The 8,901-nt window shown below is 48.5% G+C and carries 8 protein-coding genes and 1 tRNA gene; 1 reads left to right on the top strand and 8 read right to left on the bottom strand.

Annotated elements, in window-relative coordinates:
- A partial coding sequence (locus tag C508_RS19920) for an integrase core domain-containing protein (protein WP_245553744.1) occupies positions 1–250 on the top strand: 250 nt, incomplete at its 5' end.
- Positions 251–577: 327 nt separating this feature from the next.
- Here C508_RS19920 and C508_RS0114605 read toward each other — a convergent pair.
- The 8 genes from C508_RS0114605 to C508_RS0114570 form a co-directional block, all read right to left on the bottom strand.
- Positions 578–654: transfer RNA gene (locus C508_RS0114605), tRNA-Pro, on the bottom strand.
- An 83-nt stretch (positions 655–737) separates the two neighbouring features.
- Positions 738–1,661, bottom strand: coding sequence for a homoserine kinase (gene thrB / locus C508_RS0114600; protein WP_018704316.1), 924 nt, complete (start codon positions 1,659–1,661; stop codon positions 738–740).
- Positions 1,662–1,734: 73 nt separating this feature from the next.
- Positions 1,735–3,021 carry a homoserine dehydrogenase gene (locus C508_RS0114595; RefSeq protein WP_018704315.1) on the bottom strand — a complete coding sequence of 429 codons (1,287 nt, stop codon included), beginning with the start codon at positions 3,019–3,021 and terminating at the stop codon, positions 1,735–1,737.
- A 65-nt stretch (positions 3,022–3,086) separates the two neighbouring features.
- The gene (locus C508_RS0114590; RefSeq protein WP_018704314.1) at positions 3,087–3,533 is read right to left on the bottom strand and encodes an ACT domain-containing protein; all 447 of its coding nucleotides are present in this window, start codon (positions 3,531–3,533) and stop codon (positions 3,087–3,089) included.
- 256 nt (positions 3,534–3,789) lie between these two features.
- Positions 3,790–5,499 carry a proline--tRNA ligase gene (locus C508_RS0114585; protein ID WP_018704313.1) on the bottom strand — a complete coding sequence of 570 codons (1,710 nt, stop codon included), beginning with the start codon at positions 5,497–5,499 and terminating at the stop codon, positions 3,790–3,792.
- 2 nt (positions 5,500–5,501) lie between these two features.
- Complete coding sequence (ispG, locus tag C508_RS0114580) at positions 5,502–6,593, bottom strand: flavodoxin-dependent (E)-4-hydroxy-3-methylbut-2-enyl-diphosphate synthase (protein WP_018704312.1); 1,092 nt, start codon at positions 6,591–6,593, stop codon at positions 5,502–5,504.
- Positions 6,594–6,628: 35 nt separating this feature from the next.
- On the bottom strand, positions 6,629–7,729 hold the full coding sequence (gene rseP, locus C508_RS0114575) for an RIP metalloprotease RseP (protein ID WP_018704311.1): 1,101 nt from the start codon (positions 7,727–7,729) through the stop codon (positions 6,629–6,631).
- A 13-nt stretch (positions 7,730–7,742) separates the two neighbouring features.
- Positions 7,743–8,900: a 1-deoxy-D-xylulose-5-phosphate reductoisomerase gene (locus C508_RS0114570; protein WP_018704310.1), complete on the bottom strand. Its 1,158-nt coding sequence runs from the start codon at positions 8,898–8,900 to the stop codon at positions 7,743–7,745.
- Between the last annotated feature and the right edge of the window lies 1 nt (position 8,901).

Raw genomic sequence — 8,901 nt, 5'->3', positions numbered from 1 at the left:
ACGCAAGTGGCTGCATAACCTGGGAGTTTCCACTGCTTACATTGAACCAGGCAGTCCATGGGAGAATGGCTTTTGCGAAAGTTTTAACAGTAAAATGCGAGATGAGTTTCTAAACCGAGAAATTTTTGATTCCATGGTTGAAGTAGATATATTAACGAAACGTTGGGTTTTGGAGTATAACACGATACGACCACATAGTTCCCTTGGATACAAGCCTCCAGCACCTCAAACCATAGTGTGCGTTGCTTAAACTAACTTGGTTTTTTGGACTAGTTTTCGGGGGCAGGGCACTGGCACTTAGCCAAATTGTCTCCATCTACCTTCCCATTGCCATTTACGCCACTATCCACGTATTCATCCCCATCGACCCCCGCACCTAATCTTAAACAAAAAGATGGCTACAACCCCTGCTAATTTCAAGGGTTATAGCCATTTTTCGCCGTTACCAGTGATACGGTTCTCCGTGGCTAATTTTAAGCACCAACCACTTTTTATCGCAAGTGTGTCCAAAGTGTGTCCAAAAGGCAAAAAAAGAAGGCCTACATCGCTGTAAGCCTTGATTTTATTGGGGTAAGAATGGTCGGAGCGACACGACTTGAACGTGCGACCTCTACCACCCCAAGGTAGCGCTCTACCAAGCTGAGCTACGCCCCGAGATTCCACGAAACATATTGTACCTTTCTATGCTAAGAAAGTCAATAGCAATCTCTTGATTCTGAGTAGTTTCCTGCTGTTTTTTATAACGTCAGCTCTTCCACCTGGCATCCCTGATGGTCAAGATCCAAAATCAGATAGCGCGAGGTAATATTAGCCTTGGCAAAGGCTTCTACCATGGCTTCGCCGATAGCTTCTTCCTTCTCTGTAGCAAACGCCATTAAGCAAGGACCAGCGCCGCTCAAAACAGCCCCTAGTGCCCCTTCACGGCGTGCAGCAGCCAGTACCCCTTCCATACCGGGAATCAAAGGCTGGCGATAAGGTTGATGCAAACGATCGCCAAAGCCAAGTCCTAATGATTCCGCATCGCCCGCTACCAATTTTGCTACCAGCCAGGCGGCACGGGAAACGTTATACACGGCATCTTGCAAAGGAACCGTTTGTGGAAGCACTTCTCTTGCTTTTTTTGTCGCCAAATGAAAATCAGGAATAGCCACCACCATGCGCAGAGGAATTTCAATCGGCAACTGCTGCGTATACGGATTTTGCCCGTCCATGATGCTGACGGTAACGCCGCCAAATAAGGCCGGAGCGACATTGTCAGGATGGCCTTCCATTTCCGTAGCCAAGGCCAGCAATTGTTGATCATTAAGCACTGAATTCTGCAATAAAGCATTCGCCGCCGCCAAGCCGCTAGCTATGGCAGCAGCGCTGCTGCCAAGGCCGCGAGACAAAGGAATACGGTTTGTCATCACGATTTCCAGGGCGGGAATGGATTCTCCTGCCATGGAAAAAACGCGCTTCAGCGCTTTATAAAACAAATTATCCTTACCTTTGGAAATAAAAGCTTCTCCCTCGCCCTGCACACACATAACCAGGCCGCTTTGGCCGTAGTGCGCTTTCACGGTTACCTCGTTATACAAAGTACACGCCATACCCAGACAATCAAATCCAGGTCCGCAGTTGGCCGTTGTCGCCGGAACCAACACGCGTATGTATTTTTGCATGGATACTGCCTCCTTGCCCCACCGTTAAAATCCAACGGGGCTGCCTAAGTTCGGCAGCCCCGCCTTACATTGTTTAATCCATAGCCACGCGAATTACGCTGCGCACTTCACTTACCACCGACATGCCGCGCATTGTACTAAGGGCCAGTTGCACACAAGAATCGGCCACTTCATACGTGATAACCGCCAATTCTGCACAGCCGTTAATCTTCCGCTTCTGAATGACCGAGTTTAAGCTAACCTGCTGGGCGCCAAAAGCGCCGGCAATGGCTGCCAATACCCCTGGCTGATCCTGAACCAGCAGGCGGATAAAATAAGGCGCCTTCGTCTCGCTAATCGGTTGGATGGGCCGCTCTTCAAAGCAAGTGCACAATATGCGTCCCGAAGCCCCGCGATATAGGTTTCGAGCTGCATCGATCACATCGCCTACTACCGCGCTGGCTGTAGGCATCTCACCTGCGCCACGGCCATAGAACATGGCTTCGCCAACAGCATCTCCGCGTACAAACACCGCATTATACACATCATGTACATTCGCTAAAGGATGACTGCTCGGCAAAAATGTCGGATGAACACGCACGCTGATGCGCCCTTCTTCTTCACGGGCAATGGCAAGCAGTTTAATAACATATCCCAGCTCCGAAGCATAGGCAATATCTTCACTGGAGATATTGGTAATCCCTTCTACATAGACATCATCAAAGGTAACCCGGGCGTTAAAGGCAATAGAAGCAAGAATCGCCAATTTACGCGCCGCATCAAGGCCGCCTACGTCCGCCGTCGGGTCCGCTTCCGCATACCCTTTTGCCTGCGCTTCAGCCAGCACATCTGCGAAATCTAGCCCTTCTTGGGTCATCTTGGTCAGCATGTAGTTGGTTGTCCCATTAACAATACCCATCACTTCATAAATGTGATTGCCTGCAAGGCATTGCTTCAAGGGCCGAATAATGGGAATACCACCGCCTACGCTGGCTTCAAATAAAAAGTCTACCTGCGCCTCTTCGGCAGCGGCAAAAAGCTCTTTGCCATGTTGAGCCACTACATCCTTATTAGCTGTCACCACATGCTTGCCAGCCTGCATGGCCCGCAGCATATAATCTTTAGCAGGCTCTTCGCCGCCCATGACTTCAATGACAATATCAATTTCGGGATCGTTTAAGATATCTTCTACTTTATCTGTGACCTGAACTGGCTGCGGCAAGGAACGTTCTTTATGCACATCACGCACCAGCACGGTTTTCAAAACAATGGGTTTCCCCACTTTATGCGCAATACTAGCGCCATTTTGACAAAGTACTTTGGCTACGCCGGTTCCAACCGTTCCCAGACCAAGCATGCCGACTTGAATACATTCTTTCATTTTACGTTTCCTCCCTCGGTCCTGCTCGGCCGCATTTTCCCTTAGCGTCTCTATCTCTTACTTTCTCAAACCTGACCTAAAATTTCGATACGTTTTACGCCGTCTACCATGCGTAATTTATCCATCAACGCTTCCAGATCGATCTTCAGATCTGCCGTTTCAATGGAAATGCTGGCATTAGCCACTCCCTGTAATGGGATACCTTGATTGATCGTCAATACGCTGCCACGCTCTCCTGCAATTGTATTAAGCACACGAGAAAGAACGCCTGATTTATGATCCAACAGCAGCGACAAGGTAATGATTTTCTCTTGGCTGGCTTCATAAAAAGGAAAAACATAATCTTTATACTTGTAATATGCGCTGCGGCTTAATTCCATTTTTTCCACCGCTTCATTGATAGTCCGCGCTTCGCCGCGTTTCAGCATATCCTTCACTTTAATGGTTTTCTTAATTGCCTCGGGTAAGATTTCTTCACGTACCAAATAAAAAACAGATTTTTGCTCTGCCAAAGCAAACCCCTCCATATCATTTTTAAAATATAAATATCTTTATATGGTAGACATTATACCATTGCCAACTCGAAAAAGACAAGTAAAATTCGTCATTTAACGTCTTATCTGCTATATTTATTCGTACTTTTTCCGATTAGCATCCACATCCAGTGTAATCAAAGCAGTATTCTGAAAATACATTTTCTACTTTTTAACAAAAACAACCGAGAACTGTTAGTAAAACAGTTCTCGGTTGTTACTCTCCTTCTGTCCCTTACAGGCTAGCAAGCAATTCTTGCACTTTTTGTAAATATTCCGTCTGCGGCACTAATAAAACCTGACCGTCACGACGACATTTGATTTCTACCATACCTTCCGCTAGCGCCTTAGGGCCAAGCGCGATCCGTACCGGGTAGCCAATCAGATCCGCATCTTTGAATTTAACGCCCGGCCGCTCATTGCGATCATCAAGAAGCACATCAATGCCAGCCGCTTTCAGCTCGCCGTAAATGCGTTCCGCTAGCTGCAGTTGCGCTTCGTCTTTAGTATTGATCGGCACAACCGCTACTTGAAACGGTGCAATCGCCGCCGGCCAAATAATGCCGTCAGCATCATTATTCTGCTCAATAGCAGCCGCCATGGTCCGACTGACGCCAATACCATAACATCCCATAACCATGGGTTTTTCCTTGCCGTTTTCATCCAGGAACGTCGCCTTCAGCGCTTCGCTATATTTAGTAAACAATTTAAATACCTGACCCACTTCAATGCCTCTGGCGGTTGCCAATGCACTGCCGCAATGCGGACAAGGCTCACCGGCTTTTACCATGCGCAGATCCGCAATCTGGTCCGGCTTAAAATCTCTCAAAGGCTCTACATGGAGCAAATGTTCATCAGGCTTATTAGCGCCGCATACAGCATCATGTAAATTCATCACACTGCTATCGGCAACAATAGTACATTTTCCGGCCAGTCCCACAGGACCTAAAAATCCAGCAACACTACCCAGTTCACGCTGAATATCCGCTTCATCCGCCAATTCGATTTGAATGGCGCCCACCAAGTTTTGAACCTTCACGTCGTTAATTTCATGATCACCACGCGCCAAGGCAACTACCAACCCATGTTCCGTGCGGAAGGCAATAGATTTGATGGTCTGCTCTGCAGGGACTTTCAAAAAGGCTGTCACTTCTTCAATAGAGCGCATGCCAGGCGTAGCCACCGGAGTCATATCTTGCGAAGAAGGTTCCGCGTTACTAGGCAGTATCTGACCTTCCGCCTTTTCCACATTGGCTGCATATTCGCAATCAGGGCAGAATACAATCGCCGCTTCGCCGGACTCGGCAATAACCATGAATTCATGCGTTCCAGTACCGCCAATAGCGCCGCCGTCCGCTTCTACCGCCCGGAACTTCAAGCCGCAACGGTTAAAAATGCGCGTATACGCATCATACATTTTGCGATAACTAACTTCCAATCCAGCTTCATCACGGTCAAAGGAGTACAAATCTTTCATAATGAATTCGCGGCCTCGCATCAAGCCAAAACGCGGTCGAATTTCATCACGATATTTGTTTTGAATTTGATAAAGCATTAACGGGAGCTGACGATAAGAACGAACTTCGGAGCGAACCAATGTGGTAATCATTTCTTCGTGGGTAGGACCTAAGCAAAAATTACGGCCATGTCGGTCATGGAGACGAAACATTTCATCGCCGTACACATCCCACCGGCCTGTTTCCTGCCACAACTCCGCAGGTTGAATGATTGGCATCAGCAGTTCCTGGCCGCCAGCTTCATCCATTTCCTCTCGGACAATGGCCTCAATCTTTTTTAAAACCCGCCAGGTAAGAGGTAAATAGTTATAAATACCGCCAGCCGCTTTCCGCAGCATACCGGCGCGCAGCATCAGCTGATGGCTGACAACTTCAGCCTCCGCCGGAACTTCTCGCAACGTCGGGGCAAATAATTTAGATGCACGCATAATTAGGGTTCCTCCTTCAGCAATTGTTCCAATTCTTCCAAGAATGCTTTCATTAGTTCCGCTTCCGCGACCTTGCGTACAATCACGCCTTTACGGAAAATAAGGCCTTCCCCTTTGCCGCCGGCAAGACCGATATCCGCTTCGCGGGCTTCACCAGGTCCATTGACAGCGCAACCCATAACCGCTACTTTTAGAGGCTGTTTGATTTGCTTCAAATGTTCTTCTACGGTTTGCGCCAATTGTTCTAAGTCGATATTACAGCGTCCGCAAGTCGGGCATGAAATGAGCGTAGGCCCATATTCCTTAAGGCCAAGGGATTTCAAAATCTCATTGCCAACTTCCACTTCGCGCACGGGGTCGCCTGTCAAGGAAATCCGGAAGGTGTCGCCAATGCCCTCTGCCAGTAGTGCGCCAATGCCCACAGCCGACTTAATGACACCAGAACGGATGGTTCCCGCTTCTGTAACCCCTAGATGCAATGGATAGTTAACGGTCTGACTCATTAAACGGTAAGCCGCTAAAGTAAGCGGTACATCGTGGGCTTTTAAGGATATTTTTATATCGTAAAAGTCCAGTTCTTCCAATAAACGAATGTGCTCCAACGCACTTTCCACCATGCCGGCGGCGGTAACTTGGCCGTCAAATTTAGTCAAAATACGCTTATCCAAAGATCCCGCATTCACGCCGATGCGAATCGGCACTTGTCGTTCCTTGGCGCCGTCCACTACCATGCGCACATACTTGGCTTCGCCAATGTTGCCTGGATTGATCCGCAATGCATCTACGCCGCTCTCCAGCGCCGCCAACGCCAGGCGATAATCAAAGTGAATATCGGCAATCAGCGGAACCTGCACTTGGCGTTTAATCTGCGCCAGGGCTTTAGCAGCCTCCATATCCGGCACAGCCAATCGTACCAAATCGCAGCCGGCTGCCGTCAAGCGACCAATTTGCTCTACGGTCTCCGCCACGGCCTGTGTTTTCGTGTTGGTCATGGACTGCACCGTGATTGGCGCTCCTGCGCCTACCGGAACCGAGCCAATCATTAAACGCCGGGTATTTCGCCGTTCATAGGTCAACGTCTGTGTTTCAGCCATTTCCCTATTCGCCTCCTTGCTCTACCGTTACGTCTTTAGAATAAATTTAACCTCAGTACATCCTTAAAGGTTGCAAACACCATGATAAGCAACAGCAATATCAATCCTGCCATCTGTACCATTTGCAAACGGTCTTTACTGATCGGACGCCCGCGGACCGCTTCGATGAGCAATGCCACAATATGACCGCCATCCAATACTGGAATAGGCAGTAAATTAATAATCCCCAAATTGATACTTAGCAAAGCTCCAAACCCAAGTAGCTTCATCAAGCCATTTTGAGCCACTTCCCAAGCCATCTGCGCCACGCCGATCGGTCCCGCCACATCGGCGGCAGCCTGTCCCGTAATCATTTTAGCCAAACCTTTAACCATCATCGCCGCAACCGCTACCGTTTGTTGCACAGCCAAACCGCACGACTCGAAAAAGCCTGGTTGATAGTTTTCTAGTTTAGCAGCCACGCCAATAAGTACACGTCCATTGGCGCCATCCTTTTCCGGATAAACTTGTGTAATTCGATGTTCTACCATCCCAGAAGGCAATGTCCGCTCATACTCAATGGCAAGTCCCTTGCCCTCCGTAAGGGGGCCTACCTGCTGCAACGTCTCCACCATCTGTTTCCAGGAAGTAATATCCTGACCTTGTATCCGAATAATACGGTCATCTTTTTCCAAGCCTGCCTGCGCAGCTGGATGTCCCGCCATTGCTTGGCCGACAATCGGGGCCTCCACCGGGCGATCAATACCGGAAAAAACAAAAACCAACGTGAACAAAATGACTGGAAGCAGCAAATTCATAACTGAACCAGCTGCAATGACCAGCATGCGCGCCCAAACCGATTTAGCATAAAAAGCCCGCTTGCGGTACTCCTCTTCGCTCATATCGCCCAGTTCGTCAATTTCTTCGTCTGGATGCATACCGGCGATATTATTAAAACCGCCTAATGGAATAATCCGCCAGGAATAGCGGGTTTCTCCCATCCGCCAACTAATCAGCTTAGGGCCAAACCCAATAGCAAATTCTTTAACCCACATACCGGTTAATTTCGCTGTAATAAAATGTCCCCATTCATGAACCAAAATCAACAAGCCAAACAGCAAAATAGTTGCCAATAGCGAACTCCCATGTCCTCCCAATCCTTTTCCCTCCTTAATTCGCCTGGCGGCAGTAAGCTGCAGCCGCCTGACGAGCCCAATCGTTTGCCGCTAAAATGCTTGCCAATTCCGTCGCAGGCCCCCCCTTATATTGGGACAGCACTTTCTGTACAACTTCCGTAATCTGCAAAAACGAAATTCGCCCCTGCAGAAAAGCCTCTACCGCTACTTCATTAGCGGCATTAAATACGCAAGGATAGGTTTCTCCGGCTCTGCCAACGGCAAATGCTGTCTCAAGCAGCGGAAATGCCTGTACATCCGGCGGTTCAAATGTCAGGGTACGGGAAGTCTTCCAATCTAAACGCTGCCACGAAGCCTCTAGGCGTCGTGGGTAAAATAAAGCATATTGTATTGGAAGGCGCATATCGGGATAGCCAATTTGAGCCAATACCGAGGAATCACTGAATTCTACCATGGAATGCACTATACTCTGCGGGTGAACCACTACTTCAATCTGATCGTAAGACACGTCAAAAAGCCAACGCGCTTCAATCACTTCTAAGCCTTTATTAGCTAGAGTCGCCGAATCTACAGTAATTTTACGGCCCATTGACCAATTCGGGTGTTGCAAGCACTCTTGTAAGGTTACTTTTGCCAACTGATCCCGGCTCCGTCCTCGGAAAGGACCTCCTGAAGCCGTAATGAGAAGCTTGTGAACCTCTTTAGGCGATTCGCCATGCAGACATTGAAACAATGCACTGTGCTCACTATCGACAGGCAGAATATCTACGCCGTACTTTTTCGCTTCGGCCGTAACCAGTTCTCCAGCTGCTACCAGTGTTTCCTTATTGGCTAAAGCAATTTTTTTGCCCGCTTTAATCGCTGCCAAAGTGGGCTTCAATCCTGCAAAACCGACAAGAGCCGTTACCACCGTATCAATTTCGCTTGAAGCTGCCAATTCTTCTATCGCTTTGTCACCGCTTAAGATGGTCGTGGGCCCTTCATAGCGGGCTTTTAAACGCAACGCAGCGCTTTCATCGCTTAGTACTGCGTAAGCAGGCTGAAACTTGCGAATCTGTTCTTCTAGCAATTCATCACTACTGTGAGCAACCAATACTCTGATTTCACATTCTTCGGGATGCGCTGCTGCCACATCTAAAGTTTGGCAGCCAATTGAACCGGTACTTCCCAGTAAAGCAATCCGTTGTCGCATG

The organism is Anaeromusa acidaminophila DSM 3853 (assembly GCF_000374545.1).
In the GTDB taxonomy this organism is placed as follows: Bacteria; Bacillota; Negativicutes; order Anaeromusales; family Anaeromusaceae; genus Anaeromusa; species Anaeromusa acidaminophila.
Note: the sequence above shows the minus strand (reverse complement) of the source record. Positions and strands in the feature narration are given on the sequence as shown.